This window comes from Micromonospora sp. NPDC005205 (genome assembly GCF_040608275.1).
Lineage (GTDB): Bacteria > Actinomycetota > Actinomycetes > Mycobacteriales > Micromonosporaceae > Micromonospora.
Window position 1 is genome coordinate 242,418 of the sequence record NZ_JBEXHV010000005.1, and the last position, 18,890, is coordinate 261,307.

Annotated in this window: 16 protein-coding genes; 6 read left to right on the forward strand and 10 right to left on the reverse strand. The window is 68.7% G+C overall.

Annotated elements, in window-relative coordinates:
• Positions 1-51: 51 nt before the first annotated feature.
• Together ABZU43_RS12710 and ABZU43_RS12715 are read left to right on the forward strand one after the other, a co-directional pair.
• Positions 52-2,439 carry a discoidin domain-containing protein gene (locus ABZU43_RS12710; RefSeq protein WP_355006659.1) on the forward strand — a complete coding sequence of 796 codons (2,388 nt, stop codon included), beginning with the start codon at positions 52-54 and terminating at the stop codon, positions 2,437-2,439.
• A 763-nt stretch (positions 2,440-3,202) separates the two neighbouring features.
• Positions 3,203-4,897 (forward strand): DUF262 domain-containing protein, encoded by a 1,695-nt coding sequence (locus tag ABZU43_RS12715; RefSeq protein ID WP_355006660.1) that lies wholly within the window; start codon positions 3,203-3,205, stop codon positions 4,895-4,897.
• 535 nt (positions 4,898-5,432) lie between these two features.
• Here the strand turns inward: ABZU43_RS12715 and ABZU43_RS12720 are convergent.
• The 3 genes from ABZU43_RS12720 to ABZU43_RS12730 form a co-directional block, all read right to left on the reverse strand.
• On the reverse strand, positions 5,433-6,068 hold the full coding sequence (locus tag ABZU43_RS12720) for a hypothetical protein (RefSeq protein ID WP_355006661.1): 636 nt from the start codon (positions 6,066-6,068) through the stop codon (positions 5,433-5,435).
• Positions 6,069-6,300: 232 nt separating this feature from the next.
• Positions 6,301-6,948, reverse strand: coding sequence for an NUDIX hydrolase (locus ABZU43_RS12725; protein ID WP_355006662.1), 648 nt, complete (start codon positions 6,946-6,948; stop codon positions 6,301-6,303).
• Between the two features lie 41 nt (positions 6,949-6,989).
• The gene (locus tag ABZU43_RS12730; protein WP_355006663.1) at positions 6,990-8,348 is read right to left on the reverse strand and encodes a hypothetical protein; all 1,359 of its coding nucleotides are present in this window, start codon (positions 8,346-8,348) and stop codon (positions 6,990-6,992) included.
• Between the two features lie 223 nt (positions 8,349-8,571).
• Between ABZU43_RS12730 and ABZU43_RS12735 the strand changes: the two genes are divergently transcribed.
• Positions 8,572-8,730 carry a hypothetical protein gene (locus ABZU43_RS12735; protein WP_355006664.1) on the forward strand — a complete coding sequence of 53 codons (159 nt, stop codon included), beginning with the start codon at positions 8,572-8,574 and terminating at the stop codon, positions 8,728-8,730.
• Positions 8,717-9,961 carry a helix-turn-helix domain-containing protein gene (locus ABZU43_RS12740; RefSeq protein ID WP_355006665.1) on the forward strand — a complete coding sequence of 415 codons (1,245 nt, stop codon included), beginning with the start codon at positions 8,717-8,719 and terminating at the stop codon, positions 9,959-9,961. Before ABZU43_RS12735 ends, ABZU43_RS12740 begins: the two co-directional genes overlap by 14 nt.
• Here the strand turns inward: ABZU43_RS12740 and ABZU43_RS12745 are convergent.
• Entirely contained in the window at positions 9,951-10,817 is an 867-nt protein-coding gene (locus ABZU43_RS12745) for a metallophosphoesterase (protein WP_355006666.1), read from the reverse strand. The genes ABZU43_RS12740 and ABZU43_RS12745 overlap by 11 nt on opposite strands.
• A 139-nt stretch (positions 10,818-10,956) precedes the next feature.
• Between ABZU43_RS12745 and ABZU43_RS12750 the strand changes: the two genes are divergently transcribed.
• Complete coding sequence (locus ABZU43_RS12750) at positions 10,957-11,808, forward strand: alpha/beta hydrolase (RefSeq protein WP_355006667.1); 852 nt, start codon at positions 10,957-10,959, stop codon at positions 11,806-11,808.
• A gap of 92 nt (positions 11,809-11,900) precedes the next feature.
• Here ABZU43_RS12750 and ABZU43_RS12755 read toward each other — a convergent pair whose 3' ends face one another.
• Genes ABZU43_RS12755 through ABZU43_RS12780 form a run of 6 tightly spaced genes read right to left on the reverse strand, consistent with a single transcriptional unit; the run spans position 11,901 to position 17,521 of the window.
• Positions 11,901-12,917, reverse strand: a complete 1,017-nt coding sequence (locus tag ABZU43_RS12755; protein WP_355006668.1) for a methyltransferase — start codon at positions 12,915-12,917, stop codon at positions 11,901-11,903.
• Between the two features lie 42 nt (positions 12,918-12,959).
• Positions 12,960-13,589 carry a hypothetical protein gene (locus ABZU43_RS12760; protein WP_355006669.1) on the reverse strand — a complete coding sequence of 210 codons (630 nt, stop codon included), beginning with the start codon at positions 13,587-13,589 and terminating at the stop codon, positions 12,960-12,962.
• Positions 13,586-14,992 carry a selenium-binding protein SBP56-related protein gene (locus ABZU43_RS12765; protein ID WP_355006670.1) on the reverse strand — a complete coding sequence of 469 codons (1,407 nt, stop codon included), beginning with the start codon at positions 14,990-14,992 and terminating at the stop codon, positions 13,586-13,588. The genes ABZU43_RS12760 and ABZU43_RS12765 overlap by 4 nt, the downstream gene beginning before the upstream one ends.
• A gap of 14 nt (positions 14,993-15,006) precedes the next feature.
• Positions 15,007-15,738 carry an ABC transporter ATP-binding protein gene (locus tag ABZU43_RS12770; protein ID WP_355006671.1) on the reverse strand — a complete coding sequence of 244 codons (732 nt, stop codon included), beginning with the start codon at positions 15,736-15,738 and terminating at the stop codon, positions 15,007-15,009.
• Complete coding sequence (locus tag ABZU43_RS12775; protein WP_355006672.1) at positions 15,711-16,544, reverse strand: ABC transporter permease subunit; 834 nt, start codon at positions 16,542-16,544, stop codon at positions 15,711-15,713. Before ABZU43_RS12775 ends, ABZU43_RS12770 begins: the two co-directional genes overlap by 28 nt.
• Positions 16,541-17,521: an aliphatic sulfonate ABC transporter substrate-binding protein gene (locus tag ABZU43_RS12780; protein ID WP_355006673.1), complete on the reverse strand. Its 981-nt coding sequence runs from the start codon at positions 17,519-17,521 to the stop codon at positions 16,541-16,543. Before ABZU43_RS12780 ends, ABZU43_RS12775 begins: the two co-directional genes overlap by 4 nt.
• 176 nt (positions 17,522-17,697) lie before the next feature.
• On the opposite strand from ABZU43_RS12780, the gene ABZU43_RS12785 reads away from it, so the two are divergent.
• Complete coding sequence (locus ABZU43_RS12785) at positions 17,698-18,873, forward strand: LLM class flavin-dependent oxidoreductase (protein ID WP_355006674.1); 1,176 nt, start codon at positions 17,698-17,700, stop codon at positions 18,871-18,873.
• The last annotated feature ends 17 nt before the right edge of the window (positions 18,874-18,890 follow it).

Genomic DNA, 18,890 nt, shown 5'->3' on the forward strand with positions numbered 1-18,890 from the left:
ACTGCTGCCACGATGGCCGTCAATGCCTTCCGTCCCGAAGGAGTGGTCGTCATGGCGGTCTCCCGCCGCAGGTTCGTCACATCGGTGCTGGCCGGGTCCGCCCTCGCCACCGCCTCCACCACCGAGCTGCTCACCAGCATGTCCAGCCCCGCCCACGCCGCCAGTCCCCCCGGGGACGTGGTCGGCAAGGTGACCGTCGGCTACCAGGGCTGGTTCAGCGCACCCGGCGACGGGGCACCGATCGGCGGATGGTGGCACTGGGGCCGCGACCGGTTCCAGCCGCCGTCGCCCGCCAACACCACGATCGTGTCCTGGCCGGACATGCGCGAGTACACCCGCACCTACCCCACCGCGTACCCCAACCTGGGCAACGGCCAGCCAGCCACCCTCTTCTCCTCCTACGACCAGCAGACGGTGGACACCCACTTCCGCTGGATGCAGGAGAACGGCTGCGACACCGCAGCGCTGCAACGGTTCAACCCGATGGGCGACGAGGGCCCGACCCGCGACGCGATGACCCAGAAGGTGCGCTCCGCCGCCGAGCGCTACAACCGCAAGTTCTACATCATGTACGACGTCACCGACTGGCTGACCTTCCAATCGGAGATCAAGACCGACTGGACGACGAAGATGGCCGCGCACACCGCGTCGTCGGCGTACGCCCGACAGAACGGCAAACCGGTCGTCTGCATCTGGGGCTTCGGCTTCAGCGAGCCCAGCCGACCCTTCACCCCCGGGCCCTGCCTGGAGGTCATCAACTGGTTCAAGGCCCAGGGCTGCTACGTCATCGGTGGCGTGCCCACCTGGTGGCGGCAGGGCATCGAGGACTCCCGCCCCGGTTTCCTCGACGTCTACCACGCGTTCCACGCGATCTCGCCGTGGATGGTCTACCGGGCCAGGACGGTGGAGGAGCTGGACTCCTACTACAACAACGTCAACGTCGGCGACATGGCCGACTGCGCGGCGCGCGGCATCGACTACCTGCCCTGCGTGATGCCCGGTGACCTCGCCGGGGGCCACCGCAAGCACGGCGACTTCTACTGGCGGCACATCTACAACATGGTCCGGCTCGGCTCCCAGGGCCTCTACGTGTCCATGTTCGACGAGTACAACGAGGGCAACCAGATCGCCAAGACGTCCGAGACCCAGGCCACCACCCCGGCCGGCGCGAACATCCGCGCCCTGGACGAGGACGGCGTGGCCTGCTCCTCCGACTACTACCTACGGATCACCGCCGACGGCGGCCGGATGCTCAAGGGGCAGCTCGCCCTCACCCCGGTCCGCCCCACCCCACCGATGGTCGGCACCCCGCCCCCGACCAGCGGCGATCTCGCGGCCGGCCGGTCCACCTCGGCCAGCAGCCAGAACGGTCCGTTCCCGGCGTCGAACGCGGTGGATTCCGACGCCGGCAGCTACTGGGAGAGCGGCGGCGGCGCCTTCCCACACTGGTGGCAGGTCGACCTCGGCGCCAGCCACCAGGTCAACAAGCTCGTGGTGCGGCTGCCCGCCGGCTGGGGCGCGCGCACCCAGACCATCACCGTGCAGGGCAGCGTCGACGGCAGCACCTTCTCGACCATCGCGGCGGCCTCCGCGTTCGCCTTCGACCCGGCGACCGGCAACACCGTCACCCGCACGCTGACGACCACCGCGGCCCGCTACGTCCGGCTGAGCATCGCCGGCAACACCGGCTGGCCGGCGGGCCAGCTCGCCAAGGTCGAGGTGTACGCCGGCAGCACCGTCCCGGACAACCCGCCGAGCACCCCGAGCGGCCTCACTGTCACCGGCAAGACGTCGACGAGCGTGTCCCTGTCCTGGACCGCCTCCACCGACGACACCGGAGTGACCGGCTACCAGGTACGTCAGGGCGGCGCGGTTGTCGCCACGGTTGCGGGCACGACGGCGACGGTGAGCGGGCTGAGCCCGTCCACCGCGTACACCTTCACGGTTGTCGCCCGCGATGCCGCCGGCAACACCTCCGGCGCGTCCTCGGCGGTCACCGTCACCACGGACGCCGCGGCCAACGCCGACCTCGCCAGGGGCCGGCCGACGTCGGAGAGCAGTCACGTCCAGAGCTACGGGTCGGGCAACGTGGTGGACGGTGACGCGAACAGCTACTGGGAGAGCAACAACAACGCGTTCCCGCAGTGGGTGCAGGTCGATCTGGGGTCGACGCGCACGGTCGGGCGGGTGGTGCTGAAGCTGCCCCCGTCGTCGGCCTGGGCGACGCGGACGCAGACCCTCTCGGTGCAGGGCAGCGCCGACGGGAGCACCTTCGGCACGCTGGTCGGATCAGCGGGGCGGGTCTTCGACCCGGCCACCGGCAACCAGGTGACGCTGACCTTCAGCGCCGCACAGACGCGTTACGTGCGGATCACCGTCACTGGGAACACGGGCTGGCCGGCTGGGCAACTGTCGGCACTGGAGGTGTATGCCAGCTGACCGAGGCGTGGGCGGCCGCCGGGGGAGCGGCGGCCGCCCGTTCGGAGGACAGACTCTCTTCAAACCAGAACTGAACCTTTGGCCAGGATGAAACTCCCTGTCGACGTACGCCGCCCAGCTGGCCATCGCCAGCCGGAGAAATCCCGATCAGCTGCGTGGCGCTGGGGCGAGACGGCTGGATTCGAGACTTACGACCCCTTGACCCCCAGACCGGCAAGGTGGTCAGATGGGGGCGGGGCGGCTACTGAACGGCCTGATTGGCTTCGTAGCGGTCCCGTCGGGTTCCGTCGGTTGCTGCTGTACCGCCGCATCCGGACGAGCTACCACTACTCCGCCCTAGCCCTCGCGGTCCATGCCAGAGTCCGCGGTTGCTGGTCGCCGTTGCTGGCTCTAACTCGTAGAGATTCCGCACCCGACGGTCTTGTCGATACATTACTCGTCGCACATCCGTGTGCGCCCGGGACTCCTGGCCATCCCGCCGCTTTCGTTCGCGCTCGATCGACGAAGGGTGCCCGGACCCAGCAGGGCTCCAGGCATACAGCCTTCGCCGTCGCACGCACTAGCCCTCGACTACCGAAATGGGCACTCAACGGGTACGAACTGGCGAGGTGCTTAGGCCGGCCCCCGGGCCTACGAAGCGCAGCTCAGGCGTTACTAGGTATAAGGCTTGTCGTCTTTCTGCGATCGTGGCCCCTCGACCGACTCGATCTATGGGGCTAAGGTCCCATGTGCATGTATCGCCGGTGCTAGGAGGGTCAGAAGCATGACGGACAGCACGACGGCGAGCCCCGCCTTCCGCGATCCCAAGCCGGCGGCGGAGCGCATTCTCCAGCTGGCCCACCGCATCCTTACGGGTGACATCCTCCTGCCGCGTTTTCAGCGGAACTTCGTGTGGAGCAGGAAGCAGATGATTGACCTGCTTGACTCGATCGCCCGGAACTACCCGATCGGCAGCATGCTGCTCTGGCAATCGCGACAGGAGCTCGCGAGTGAACGGAGCATCGCGGACCTCGAGGTTGCACCCTCCAAGCCGGACTATCCGGTCAACTATCTGCTTGACGGCCAACAGCGTTTATCGACCATCTGTGGAGCGCTCTACTGGACGCCGGGAGACGCGAACAGCGTTTGGAACCTTGCCTACGACTTGCGCTCCGGAAAGTTCGTTCATCTGGATACCATCGACGCCCACCCGGTGCATCAGATACCGCTCCGAAAGCTATCAAACCCGTCGACTTTCTTCAGCGGCATAGTGCCGCTTGACGAAGAACTAAAGCAGAGAGCTCACCGGCTATTCGACCGCTTCACCGACTACTTGGTTCCGGTGGTCACCCTCGGCGACATGTCTATTCAGGATGTCGCGCCCGTCTTTGAGCGGATCAATAGCACTGGCACTCCGCTGACAATCGTCGACCTCATGCGGGCAGCAACTTGGTCACCGACTTTCGATCTCGTTGATGCCATTGAGCAAGTTCTTGACGAGCTTTCACCCAAGAACTTCCAGGGCATAGACAGAAAAACTGTCCTCCGCATCATTGCGGCAGCGGCCGAACTGGGATTTTCCTCCGAAGCCATCGACAATTTACGAGACCTGCAAGAATCGCAACTGCACATTGCGGTAGATTCCGCTTCCGTCGCATCTAAGGCTGCCGCCGATTTCCTGGCGACCGAGATCGGCGTTCCCGGATCCAAGGCCCTTCCTTACGTCAATCAATTCGCGGTACTCTCCGAGCTCTTCAGGCGAATCCCGTATCCCACCTCGGCTCAGTACAAGGAAATTCGGAAGTGGTTCTGGAGTACGACACTTTCCACCTACTTCGGTGGCTGGAATACAGGGCAGATGGCCAGCGACCTAGTGGCCGTCGCATCTTTTGCCGCCGGCGAGCAGGAAGCCATCAACGTTGCTACGGTGAATCCGACAGCGTCCATCTGGGTAAACCGCGACTTTAGAGCCAACAGCGCTACGGCAAAGATGGCCGCGCTCATGCTTGGCCACCAAGGGCCCGTAGACCTTGTTAACGGGATGAAGATCGATGTGGGGAAGTCGCTTTACTGGGGGAACGATAAAGAGTTCCATCACTTCTTCCCGCGTGCGTACTTGCAGCGCAAGGGATACAAGGGCTCGAAAGCTCGCAAGATCAACGCGATCGCGAACATCGTCTATCTGACTTCTTGGAGCAATATCCGCATCAAGGACAACGCGCCCTCCGAATACCTTCAGCGCATAGAGGACGAGGTCGGCACCCAGGTCCTTCGAGAGCGCCTTGAACGCTTACTTGTTTCCGAGGACGCCTATAAGGCTGCTATGGCTGACGACTATGAGGCGTTCCTAACCATCCGCGCTGCGGACCTACACAAGAGAGCTCTGGAGCTAACGGGTGGCGCAACTGTAAAGCCCAGCAGTCCTGAGGATCCGGCGGTGTCGCTTATGGATGACGACACCGAAGACACGACTGACTGACCTACTCGCTGCGCTGCCGCCCCATCCCGATGCTCCTATGGAGGTCAAGGGCGAGGGCGGCGAAGTCGGCGCGTAGGCGCTGTAGACGTCGCGGACGATGTAGCGCTTGAGGTGGCGCAGGATCTCCTGCTTGCTGAGGCCTTCGGTGATGCGGCAGTGGACGCAGGCGTGTTGTGCGCTGGTCGTAGCGGTTGCGGCAGAGGGCTATGGTGTGTAGGCGTGGTTGGCGCCGCGGTCGCCTCCTCGGCGGTGGCGGTGGCGGCGCACTCGTCCGGAGCTGGGGGATGGGTGCGGCACCGCAGAGGTGGGCGAGGGCGGCTTCGGAGTGGTTGAGACCTGCCGGGTCAAGGTGGAGCGCCAAGCGGTTGAATGACCTTGACCGGGCAGGCCCCGACTCCTCGGCTCTAGCCGGACGGAGGCCGACGGGATGGCACCACCATCCCCGAGTGCCCGAGGTCCCGCCGGAGGCACTTCAGACATCGAAGGAGCCGCCAGGCTCAGCGCTCAGCCCAAGGTCAAATTCCAGCTGGCTACTTTAGTAGCCGCAAGAATAGTACTCTGCCATATCCCTCTTGTGATCCAATGCAACGTCTGTGGCCGTATCTACTCCATCTAGAAAATTGGCCACGCCCGACATGGCCTCATGGAACTTGCTTACGTCGATGTACTCGACCCCCTCTAGAGTGGGCCGGCCATCACGCCGTTTATTGTACCGAAACTCCTGACCATCCTTGTCGAGCCGCGTCAGCTGGCCAATAATGCGAGAGACGTTGCGAACATCCGTGCTTTCGCCCTCACCGTGAGCCTCAATAATGAGCGGCTTAACCTTGTCCCACAGTTTCGCGATGTTGTGACTCGGCTCGACGGCTACCGGCCGTCCAAGTAGTTCTTGCAAAGCAGGCAGCAGGTCCTTGAGGCGCAATTCGATATGATGTCGCCAGCACATGCCGAACGGAAAGATTAGCAAATCAATCTCGTGATGCCGTTCAGCTATCTGACTCGCGATGATCTCCGCCGCACGCCGGTAGCCTTGAATCGGGCCGTACGGGTTACCGTTCTGCCACCCGATACATGCCATGTACTGCCAGACTTGACCCATATCTCGTAGGCCGTGGGAATTAGTCGGCCATACCATCTCCAACTCGCCATCATCGTCCAACGCGATCCCCACCTCCTACAACAGTCTCACCCCGCCACCCTCTCGCCGCCAGCCCGTTTCTGGGCCGATGTCGCCGGACGGATGCACGGCATCCTCAGTCGACCCCGCCACCAACACCCATGCTCCGGATCCGCCAGAAGCGCAGGGCGTCCGGGGCCTCGTCGTATGTCGCGCCGCCGGCGGGCCTTGAGCCCGGCCCTGGTCGGCGGCGGCGCCGGCCGCCTTGAAGACGTACAGAAAGTTCTCACCACTTCGCCGGGAGCCTGACATGGCCGGCAGCCGGCGTTCGGGGCGCTCCACCTTCCCGCCCTGGCCCTGCCTCGCTCCACGGTGTGTGGTCGGCGGCAGACAGTGAGGATGGTGGGGTGGGTCGCCCGGCTGCTTCGTGGTCTGCTCCATCAGGGGCTGGCGGTGGGACGGCCGAGCCGCCAGCAAGGTACACCGGTGCCTGCTGGTCACGAGCGCTCACCGCCGCATGAACTCGGCTGGCGACGTTGCAGGGAAGATGCTGCTCCGCCTCTTCCGGCGAAAAGAAGGCGGCCTCCTCCAACTCCTGTCCAGGCAGAGCGAGACCGTCAAGGTTGGCGATGGACCCGCAGTCGAACGTGAAGCTGACGATCGCGCGTGGCCGCTGTCCGGTGGGCGGTGCCCAGTCCACTACGAGAAGGTTGCCCACCACCATGGAGATCCCCAACTCCTCTCGGATCTCACGGGCGCAGGCATCATGGGGGTATTCGCCCCCGTCGACGTAGCCGCCGGGGAAGGCCCAGTGGTCGCGGTACGTGGGTTTGACGAGCAGCACGTTGCCGGCCGGGTCGGTGATCAAGGCCGCGGCGGCGGCGTAGAAGGAAGCCAGGTTGGCGTACCACGTGGCGGGCTCCGTCCAGGTCACCTCGGTGACGCTAGCGGACGGGTCCAGGTGGCGCTCTCACGCTACGCGGCTGCCGGCATGGTCGCGAGGCTATGCAGAACCTCGTTGACCTGGGGCGATGACTGCTGAGGGCTGAGCGTTGAGATCAGTTCGCGGACGCGCTGTTGAACACGCGCCGAATGGATGCCCGAAGCGTGCTGTGTCAGCTTCTGACCCCAGTTGCAGGCGGCGTCGGTATCGCCAGCGCGGGCATGAGTCACGGCGATGAGAGCAGTGTGCAGAGCACGTGTTCGGGTGTTCCCGCTGGCGAGGGTGAGAGCGTCGGGAGCGTGTGCAAGGGCCTGCGAATACAGCTGTAGGTCGCCCAGGCACCTCAACTTGGCTCCAGCGAGGTGGGCTGGGCTGAAGTAGGTGACCCAACGTGGGCCGGGAACTGCACCTGTGCGGTCGAGAGCACGCTCGGCTTTGGCGAGCGCGAGTTGGCAGCCACGTCGCTCGCCTGACTGCCCGTATGCGGTGGCGGCGGTGGCATGCAGCCGGGCGAGCACGGCAGCTGGGGCACGCCCTGCTCCGTCAATGGCCGCTTCGGCGAGCCGGGCCGCGTCCCGGGAGTGGCCCAGGTGCACGGCCTGGGTAGCGAGATTGGCCAGCAGGTGAGCGCCGTAGAGCCGGTCATCGGCGGCCTTGGCGAGCCGCAGGGCGACGGTCACGTGTTGTTGAGCAGTGGCATGGTCACCCGCGTCGTAAGACATGAAGGCGAGTTGTCCGCACAATGTCGCGGCTGCGCGCATGAGGTCGCGTCCGACGGCTTCGGTGTAGGTGCCGTGCAGCATGGGTGCGACCTGGCGTATGAGGAAGTCGGCCATGAGCGCCCGGGTGCGTGGAGATCCGCTGCCGTGGCGTCGGTCGAGGTCGGTGAAGTGGTCCGCCAGCGCGTACAGCGACTGAACGTCGGTGGGGGTGACTTGCTGTCGGCCGCTCTTGCTGACCGTCTCGTCGGTTAGGTCATACCGCCAACCGACTGCCGCCTGTAGCGCTTTGCCGCTTTCGAACGCCCCGCTGGCCTGTGGGTTGAGGTGCTCGCCGAGCCTCGTCCAGATCTGCTCGGCGGCATCGATCGCCCCGTCGACGGATGCGGGGTAGACGCACATTCCGATGCTGTCGGCCGCGCCGAAGCCCAGCTCCGTGACGGCGACGGAGCGACCGAGCTTGCGGGCTAGGGTCTCGGCCATGGCGGCCTGGACATGCTCGCCTGGCCGGCGACCGCGTAACCACCAGTAGACGCTGGCAGCGTCGTAGCGCCAAGTGCCCTCGTTGCGCCCGACGTGGTTGAGCTGGCGAGCGAAGGCGGCGTGGGCGTTGCTGTAGCCGGCGGCAAGCAGCAGCCCTTCGAACGCGGCGTTCGTCACCGGTCGCGCCATGGTTCCGCCTCCAGCCATCAGCCAACTACCAACAGTCACGAGCCTATGGCTTGGACCGGTCCTATGGAGACCCACGCAACCCTGCGCAACCCACGCCCTGAGCAGCGCAACCCGGCGCATCGCTTGCCATCTGGCCCGCCGATCGGCAGCCCGCTTTCCTGATCACAGGAGTCCTGGGTGGCGGCGAGTTCTGAACGCCACGCCCCTACTAATGGAGGTGGGCATGCAATGTGACGAGTCGAGCAAAGGTGAGCAGTCGGAGGCGGCCGAGCGGGAGGCTGCCAAGCAGCGTCTCCTGGCGCAGGCCGAGGCGGAGCGCGTACCCGTGGACGACACGACCCGCGCGGTCCCGGACCGGCGGTGGCGGCGTGACCAGCGATGACCTTCCGATCGGCCGCCGGGTGGCCCGGTGGCGGGTGCGGCGGTCGATGACGCAGCAGATGCTTGCCGACCGGTTGCGCAGGTCGAAGAGCTGGGTGGACAAGGTGGAGCGTGGCGTGCGCGCCCTGGACCGGTACTCGGTGATTCAGGAGTTGGCGATCGTGTTGCGGGTCGACCCGGAGGTGCTGCTCGGCCAGCCACAGAGCACGCCGGCAGGCACGCCGGACGGGGTGGACGAGATCCGGGCTACGCTCGCCCGTTACGACACCCCGCAAGCCCCCGAGCAGGCGGACGAGCTGAGGAGGCAGGTCGGGTACGCCTGGTTGAGCTACCAGCACGCGCACTACGGCCAGTTGGTAAGGCTCCTGCCGAGTCTGCTCGACGCAGCCCAGGCCGCGCAGGCACCAGAGCTGCGGGCACAGGCGTACCGGGTCACCTCGTCGCTGCTGGTGAAGCTCGGCGAGGCCGACCTCGCCTGGCTGGCTGCCGACCGGGCGATGTCCGCAGCCGGCAACGATCCGATCCTGGCGGCGACAGCAGCCATATCGGTAGGCCAAGCGCTCCGCGCCCAAGATCGAGACCGACTGGCCCTGGCCGCGCTGCTCCCCGCCACCAACCGCATCCTTCCGCCCTCATCCCACTCCGGTGATCAAGAGGTTCGCGTCACTTTTGGAGATCAAACGGCCCTCAAACCTCTTGATCACCAAGGTCAGGGCAATCACCGGGCTCGGGGCGAGCGCCGGGAGTGGGCGGTGGGTGGGACGTTGCTGGTGCAGGCGGCTCTCGCCGCCGCTGGTTGCGGCGAGCACCGCCTTGCCGATGAGCTGACCGAGCGGGCCGCTGGCGTTGCCACCAGCCTGAGGGGGTACCACGACACGCACCGCACCAGCTTCGGGCCAATCGCCGTCGAGTTGGCGCGGGTGCTGGTGGCGACGCAGCGGGGTGACGCCAGCGAGTCGCTGCAACGGCACTCGGCGGTCGTGCGGCGGGAGGGGTGGCGGCGGTTGCCGGCCGAGTATCGGGGCGCGTACCTGGTCGACGTCGCGCGGGCGTATCTCCGGGTGGGGGACCTGCGCGGGGCGGCACGCGCGCTCGTCGACGCGGACAGTGTCGCGCCGGCTGAGGTTCGGTGCCGGCCGTTGGCGCGTACCCTCATCGCCGATGTCGCCCGCGTGCAGCCGACGCCGGCAGGCGTGGCGCGACTGGCCACGGTGGTCGGGCTCACCCGCTGACGGACGAGCGCCGGCGCACGTCGTCCGCCGGGTTGATGGTGCGCACCGGGTCGGGCACCGACCCCCGGGGCTGCCACTCGCGGGGGTAGCCGAGGGAGACCTCCTCGAAACGCACCCCGTCGTAGAACGTGGTGCGGGGGATGTGCAGGTGCCCGTACACGACGGTGGACGCGCCGAAGCGCAGGTGCCAGTCGCTGGTGCGGACGGTGCCGCACCACTGGGCGAAGACCGGGAAACGCAGGACGTCGGTGGGGTCCCGCACCAGCGGGTAGTGGTTGACGAGCACCGTCGGCAGCGCCGGGTCGCGTTCGGCCAGCCGGCGTTCGGTCTCGGCGACCCGGGCCGCGCACCACGCCTCCCGGCTCGGGTACGGGTCGGGGTGCAGCAGCGCCTCGTCGGTGCACACCACCCCGGCCTGGTACGCCAGGGCCAGTGACTCCTGCTGGGTGCGCGCCTGCGGCACCCGGAACGTGTAGTCGTAGAGCACGAAGAGCGGGGCGATGGTGGCCGGGCCGCCGTCGCCGTCCCACACCGGGTACGGATCCTCAGGGGTGAGCACCCCCAACCGCTGGCACATCCGCACCAGCTCGCGGTAGCGCTCCTCGCCGCGCAGCGTGACCGGGTCCCGTGGTGGCGTCCACAGCTCGTGGTTGCCCGGCGCCCAGACGACCCGGGCGAACCGGCTGCTCAGCAGCCCGAGCGCCCACTCGATGTCGGCGAACCGGTCGGCGACGTCCCCGGCGACGAGCAGCCAGTCGCCGGCATTCTCCGGGTGCAGCTCCTGGACGAACGCGCGGTTCTGCGGGTGCCCGATGTGCAGGTCACTGACGGCCCGCAGCCGGGGCGGAAGTTTCACCCTCCGAGGTTAGGGCGGCGGGGGAGGGTCGGGGAACCCCTGTTCCTGCTGTTCGGGCCGATCTGACGGCCCGCATATCCGTCGACCGGGCGGGAAAGCGCGGGGCGTCCGACAGCCCAGACCGGAGCAGGAGTAAAACATGCCTTTCATTACCGTGGGGACGGAAAACTCCGCGCCCATCGACCTGTACTACGAGGACCACGGTTCCGGTAAGCCGGTGGTGCTCATCCACGGCTTCCCGTTCAACGGCGCGACCTGGGAGAAGGAGACCACCGCGCTGCTCAACGCCGGATACCGGACGATCACCATTGATCGGCGCGGTTACGGCAACTCCGCCCAGCCGGCGTTCGGGTACGACTACAACACGTTCGCGGCTGACCTGGACGTGTTGATGACCGAGCTGGACCTCAAGGAGGCGACCCTGATCGGTCACTCGATGGGCACCGGCGAGGTGGTCCGCTACCTGGGTAACTACGGCTCGCAACGGGTGAGCCGGGCGGTGCTGCTCAGCCCGCTGCAACCGATGCTGGCCAAGGCGAGCGACAACCCGGAGGGCGTCGACCGGAGCCTCTTCAAGGGCTTCCAGGACGCCATCATCAAGGACCGCTTCGCCTACCTGACGTCCTTCTGCGACGCGTTCTTCAACCCGGACCAGAACATGGGTAAGCGGGTCAGCGAGGAGGCGTACCGGGCGCACTGGCAGATCGGTGCGATGGCCTCCGGCAAGGCCACCCACGACAGCGTGGACGCCTGGCAGGAAGACTTCCGCCCGGATCTGCCGAAGATCAAGATTCCGGTGTTGATCGTCCAGGGTGACCAGGACCGGGTGCTGCCCTACCCGGTGACCGGTCAGCGGCTCGGGCCGATGATGCCGACCGCCCAGCTCGTCACGCTCAAGGGCGCGCCGCACGGCATCCCGTGGACCCACGCCGACGAGGTCAACAAGGCGATCATGGACTTCATGAAGCAGCCGGCCAAGGCTCGCGCCTGACCCGTACCGGTAGCCGATCGGACGCCAGCGCCACCACGGCGCTGCGACACCCGGCCCACGGTTTCGCACCCGGGGCCGGGTGTCGTCCGCGTTCAGGCCCGGCGGGCCACCACCGCGCCGTTGGCGCCCGGCGCGTCGAACGGCACCGTACGCACGTCGACGAAGCCGGCGTCGGTGAGCCAGGCAGCGTACTCGGCGCCCGAGTAGTTCCGGCCACCCTCGGTCTCGACCAGCATGTTCATCCCCATCAGGGCCGCTTCCGGCGGCCCGGTGCGCTCATCGTTGAGCAGCAGTTCGCAGACCACGATCGCTCCACCGGGCGGCAGCGCCGCGTGGCACCGGGCCAGCAACGCCCGGTTGGTCGGCTCATCCCAGTCGTGCAGGATCATGCTGAGCAGGATGACGTCGTGCCCGTCGGGTAGCGCCGGGTCGGCGAGGAAGTCACCGCCCACCGCGTCGATCCGCCCGGTCAGGCCGGCCTCCGCTATCCGCTCCCGGGCCCGTACGCAGACGTGCGGCAGATCCAGGACGGTGGCCCGCAGCTCGGGCAGGCGGCGGCAGAACTCGATCGGGAACGCGCCGGCGCCGCCGCCCACGTCGAGTAGCCGGCGGTGCGCCGAGAAGTCGTACGCGTCGGCCAGCGCGCTGGCGGTGAAGCTGGACGTGGAGAACATCGCGTCCCAGAACTGCGCCAGCATCTCCGGATCGGCGGTGTCGAACATCGACTGTTGGGCCTCCGGGTCCCAGGTCAACGGCCGATCCGTGCGCAGGGCCTCGCCGATGCGGTGCCAGGGCAGGTAGGTGCGCAGGTCCGAGTAACGAACCTGCGCCCCGAAGTAGTACGGGCGACCCTCGACCAGGAACTGCTCGGCCAACTCGGAGTTGCGGTAACCGTCGCCGGCCTTCTCCAACAGGCCGAGCGACGCGCTGGCGGCCAGCAGCAGGTCCGCGGGCCGGTCGGGCAGCCCGAACTCGGCGGCGGCCTGCTCGACGGTCATTGTCCGCCCGCCGGCCAACCGGGTGAACAGACCGAGCTCGACGCCGGCCGCGAGGGTCTTGAACCCCCACACACCGGCCACCAGGCGCATGAGGGGAGTGGGAGTGATCACCCCAACATCAGATCATGATTCGCCGCAGTCCACGATGGTCGGTCATGCCCGGATCAGCGTCACCAACCCCGCGGCCACCAGCACCCCGGCCCAGAGCCGGTCCACGTTGAACCAGGCCCGACGCAGCACACCGACCCCGAGCACCTGGTAGACCAGCAGCGCCACGGCGAGGGCGACGCCGAGCATGGCCACTGTGTGCACCCCGGCCGCCGCGAGGCCGGACAGCGCACCGACCGGCGCGGCGGCCAGGTGCCCGGAGTGACCCCCGGGCACCGGCTCGGCCACCAGCACCGGCACCAGCATGAGCCCTGCCCCGTGCGCCGACGACATGAGGAACGACCAGGCGGCGAGCTGCGCTGCGGACAGCCGCATCCCGGCCCAGCGGAAGTGCCGCTCGGAGAGCAGCCGCCACAGCCCGAAGGCCACCAGCACCACACCGCCGACCACCGCGAGGGTGCTGCTCGCCGTCACCGACCGGGTCGCGGTGACCAACGCGGCGACGATGGCCACCGAGGCGAGATGCCCCGCCGCGATCGGCGGCAGGGCGCGCAGCAGCGCCAGCCGGCTGCGCTCCTGGAGGCCTCGCGCCACGGCGAACAGCCAACCCATCGCCGGGTTCAGACCATGGAACGCGCCGAGCGCGGCGAGCGTCGCGAGGGTGGTGACGGTCATGGATAGCAGTACGAGTCGGAGGAGGCGTCCCCGCCCTGCAACCGGGTCTGGTGCACCCGCAGGCCCCGGAACTCATCCCCGTGCGGAAAGAACCGCTCATCCGGGGTGAGCCCGCCGGCGTCCACGTCGACGTCGAGCTTGGCCAGCCAGGCACCCACCCCGTCGGGGTAGAACTGGTCGTCCCACGCGCCGTAGAGCGAGTTGCTGACGTAGACCCGCCGGCCGTCCCGGCTGACCTCCACCATCTGCGGGCCACCGGCCAACGCCTCGGCGGGTGCGGACGGGTGCGCGGTGCGGCGGACGATCCCGCCGAGGTGCACCGAGCCCGTCTGGACCGGGTGCAGCGGGTCGCTGACGTCGTACTGGCGCAGTTCCCCGGTGCCCCAGCAGGAGACGTAGAGGAACCTGTCGTCGACCGACAGGTCGATGTCGGTCACCAGCGGCGGCACCGCCCCGAACGGCTTGAGCAGGTCGGGCAGGTTCGCCGGGTCGGCCGGCTCGGACGGGATGTCGATGACCTTGGTGACCGCCCAGGCGTCCCCGTCGCGGTGCCAGAGCCAGATCGAGGCGGACAGGTCCTCGACGCTGATCACCACGCCGACGAACCCGTACGACTTCGTCGGATCGTGTGCCGGCCGCAGCTCCAGCGGCATCTGGTACTGGTCGCCGAGATCGACCCGTTGGACGTGGCGGCGTTTCGCCAGATCCCAGAAGTGGATGGCGTGCCCGTAGCGTCGACCCAGCAGCAGCTCACCGATGATGCCGTCCTCGATCATCGGCGGGGTGCCCCACTCGCTGGTGACCAGCACGTCCTGGGTCAGGTGCCACCACACGTCGTACGCCAGGAACTGCGGCCCCCGGTCGGCCTCCCACGCCCCGCGGACCTCGAACGTGGTGTGGTCGAGGATGGCGATGCCACCCGGGCCGTCCGCGCCGTCCGCGCCGCCGAGTGCGGAGAGGTAGATGCCGTCCGGGCCACAGTGCACTGTGTGCGGCCGTGAGTAGCCGGCCCGCTTCGCCAGCTCGTCGGCCCCGATCACCTTGACGATCTGCGGCTGGCGCGGATCCGGCTGGGTGTCGAGCACGTGGATGCGCGATGACCGCAGGCCGGGGACGATCAGGTAGCGCCGCTCGACATGCGGGTGCGGCGCGGTCGGGCAGAGCGCGCTGCTGCACGCGTTCCAGCCGAAGTGGTGCAGCTCGTCACCCACGTACGGCAGGTCGGTCCAGCCGACGACCCGGCCGTAGTCGAGGGAGTCGGGGTCGGTGTCCAGCACCACGATGGCGTCCGGACGGCTGGCCGTCCGGTCGAAGGCCGCCACGTAGGCGAGCTTCTCCGCCGGCGCGGTCACCGCCTCGCGGGGCGAGGGGTAGAACGTGGGGTCGGGGGTCCAGCGGGTCATCGCAGCTCCGCTCGTCAGGTGGTGGGAACGCCGAGTCGGTCGAGCAGGTGGCGGCGCAGCGCGCCGAAGGCCGGGTCGTCCGGCGTGCGGGTGGGGCCGAGGTCGACGGGTAGTTCCGCGGCGATGCGGCCCTCGTCGAGGAGCAGGATCCGGTCGGCGAGCAGCAGCGCCTCCTCCACGTCATGGGTGACCAGCAGGGCCGCGAAGCCGTGCTCGGCGCGCAGCCGGCGCAGCAGGATCTGCATCCGCAGGCGGGTCAGCGCGTCCAGGGCGCCGAACGGCTCGTCGAGCAGCAGCAGGTCCGGCTCGCGGACCAGGGCCCGCGCCACCGCCACCCGCTGCGCCTGCCCACCCGACAACTCCGCCGGCCAGGCGCGATCCCGCTCGGCGAGACCGACCTCGGCCAGCGCCCGCCGGATCCGCCCCGGACCGTCCGCGCCGGACAGGCCGAGCCCCACGTTCTCTGCCACGCGTTTCCATGGCAGCAACCGGTGCTCCTGGAAGACCACCGCGGCGGTGCCGTGCACGACGCTCGTCCCGCTGGCCTCGCCGTCCAACCCGGCGAGAATCCTCAGCAGCGTGCTCTTGCCGGAACCGCTGCCGCCCAGCAGGGCCACCACCTCGCCGCGGGCGATGGTCAGGTCGACCCCGGCCAGCACGACCGTCGGCCCGAACGCCCGGCGCACCGCGTGGGCGGTGAGCACCGGCTCGGCGCCGTTCAGGTGGCCCGCAGTCCGCGACGCCATGTCAACATCCTCCTCTCCAGGACGCGCAACGCACTGTCGGATATCAGCCCGAGCAGCGCGTAGACGAGCAGGCCGAGCACCACCACGTCGGTCTGGCTGAACTCCCGCGCCTCCATCATCAGAAAGCCGATCCCGGTCTGGGCGTTGACCTGCTCGCCGACGACCAGGCTGAGCCAGGCCGCCCCGATCGCCAGCCGCAGGCCGAGGAAGAGCGACGGCAACGCGCCGGGCAGCACCACGTGCCGCAGTCGGGCGGCCTGCCCCAGACCACAGGTGCGGGCCGCCTCCACCAGCCGCTCGTCGATGTCGCGGATGCCGGCGTAGGTGTTGAAGTAGATGGGGAAGAACGCGCCCAGAGCCACCAGGCTGATCTTGAGTGATTCACCGATGCCGACCCAGATGATCAGCAACGGGACCAGCCCGAGGTGCGGCAGCATCCGGGCCATCTGCACCGGCGGGTCGACCAGGTCGTCACCGAGCCGCAGCAGCCCGGCCACGGTGCCCAGGACCAGGGCCAGGAGACCGCCGATCAGCAGGCCGGCACCGGCCCGCGTGAGGGAGTCCAGCAGGTGGATTCCGAGCGTCCCGTCCCGGCTCAGCCGCGCGCCGGTGGCCAGGACGTCGCTGGGCGCGGGCAGCTTCTCGGCCGCCAGCAGCCCGGTCCGCGCGGCCAACTCCCACCCCAGGACCAGCACCACCGGGCTCACCACCCGCCGCCAGCGCCGGGTCGACCGCTGACGACGGGGTACGACAGGCGCCGCCGCTGTGACCTCTTCGGGCGCCTCGACGAGCGTCGTACGACTCACTGGAACACCTCGTTGAACCGGCCGTCGACCCGGGATCGGAGGTCGACCGGCCCCGGAATGAGTTCCAGGGCGATGAAGCTGTCGGTGATCGCCTGAAGTTCGTCGCCGATGGCCGGGGTGACCGGGGCGAGGGGCTTGGCGCTGCGGGCCAGGGCGCGGCTGGTGACGTCCTGGGGGATTTTCAGCTCCGGCGCGAGGGTGCTGGCTCGTTCCTCGGGGTGGGCGATGCCCCAGTCGGTCACCTCGCGGTAGCGCTGGAGGAAGGCGCGGATCTCGTCCGTCCGCTTGTCGACCGCTCGGGGCGAGGCCAGGACGTACTCGCGGTTGCTGGCCAGACCTGTCGCGTCGGCGAGCACCTGGACCCCCGGTTGCTCGGCCAGGGCGAAGTACGGGTCCCAGATCACCCAGGCGTCGATCTGCCCGCCGTCGAACGCGGGCCGTCCCTCGGCGGGCTTGAGGTACTTGACCTGGATGTCCTTCAACGTCATGTTGTTCGCCTCCAGCAGCCGAACCAGCAGCCAGTGCACGTTGGATCCCTTGTTGAGGGCCACCGTTCGGCCCTTGAGGTCGGCGAAGCTGCGGTAGCCCCGGTCGGCCTTGACCAGCACGGCCTCCCCCTGCGGAATCGGTGCCGAGGTGCCGATGACGGAGAACGGGATCTTCCCGGCCGCGGCGAAGACGGGCGGCGCCTCGCCGACCTGTCCGATGTCGATGGAGCCGGCCTTGAGCGCCTCGGTGAGCGCGGGTCCGCTCTCGAACAGCGACCACTCCACATCCGGTGCGGCGCCGCGCGCCTTGACCAGGCTCAGCCCGCCGAAGCGCTGGTAGCCGATCCGGAGCTTCTGCGCGCTGCCGCCGTCCGCATCGGCGGATCCGCCGCACGCGCTCACCGCGACAGTGGCGAGCAGCGCCACTGTGCCGAGTGCCGCCGTCAGGAGGCGGCGGTGCGGAGGACGGCTCGTCGACGGGGTGGGCATGGCGGCTCCTCGGGTCGGGGCAGGCGGACAGCGGCGCATCGACAGGTGTCGGCGCCGGCAGTAGCCTACTAACCCGATAGGTTTTATGGGTAGGCTGTCCGCGGGATCGTCCCACCCCTCAGGAGGTGCCCGCCTCGCCGCGTGCGCCGACCGCCCCCGCTGGAGGAAAGAGCCCCATGACCCTCACCTTCCACTGGTTCCTGCCCACCAACGGCGACAGCCGGGACATCGTCGGCGGCGGCCACGGCGTACCGACCGGTGCCGCGGGAGGCGCTCGCCCGGCCAGCGTGGCGTACCTCGGGCAGATCGCCCGCAGCGCCGAGCAACTCGGCTTCGTCGGTGCCCTCACCCCCACCGGCGCCTGGTGCGAGGACGCCTGGCTCAGCACCGCGATGCTCACTGAGGTGACCGAGCGACTCAAGTTCCTGGTCGCCTTCCGGCCCGGGCTGCTGGCCCCCACGCTGGCCGCCCAGATGGCCTCGACCTTCCAGCGGCTGTCCCGGGGCCGGCTGCTGCTCAACGTGGTCACCGGGGGCGAGTCACAGGAGCAGCGGGCCTACGGCGACTTCCTGGACAAGGACGCCCGGTACGCGCGGGCCGACGAGTTCCTGCACGTGGTGCGTGCGCTGTGGCGCGGCGAGACCGTCGACCACGACGGCACCCATGTCCGCGTCGAACAGGCACGGCTGCACCGGCCGCCCGACCCGGTGCCGCCGGTCTACTTCGGTGGGTCCTCCTCCGCCGCACTTCCGGTGGCGGTGCGGCACAGCGACGTCTACCTCACCTGGGGCGAGCCGCCGGCCCTGGTCGCCGAGAAGCTGGAGCGGGTCCGGGCGCTGGCCGCCCGCGCCGGGCGGGAGTTGCGCTTCGGCATCCGGTTGCACGTCATCGTGCGTGACACCGCCGAGCAGGCCTGGGCGCAGGCCCAGCGCCTGCTCGACGGGGTGTCCGAGGCCGACATCCTGGCCGTGCAGGAGGGACTGCGCCGCAGCGAGTCCGAGGGGCAGCGCCGCATGCTCGACCTGAACGGTGGCTCCCGCGACGGCCTGGAGGTCGCCCCCAACCTGTGGGCGGGGGTCGGGCTGGTCCGCGGCGGGGCCGGCACCGCGCTGGTGGGCAGCCACGCCGAAATCGCCGACCGGATCGCTGAATACCACGCGCTCGGCATCGACGAGTTCATCCTTTCCGGCTATCCGCACCTGGAGGAGGCGTACTGGTTCGGGGAGGGCGTGCTGCCGATCCTGCGCGAGCGTGGGCTGTGGCGGCACCCCGACGGCCAGCCAGGGACCGGCGACCACGTCGACATCCCCTTCGCCGGCGTGCCAGCGCCGCAACCCGCCGTGGCCCGCTGACCGGCGGTCCGCCGCAA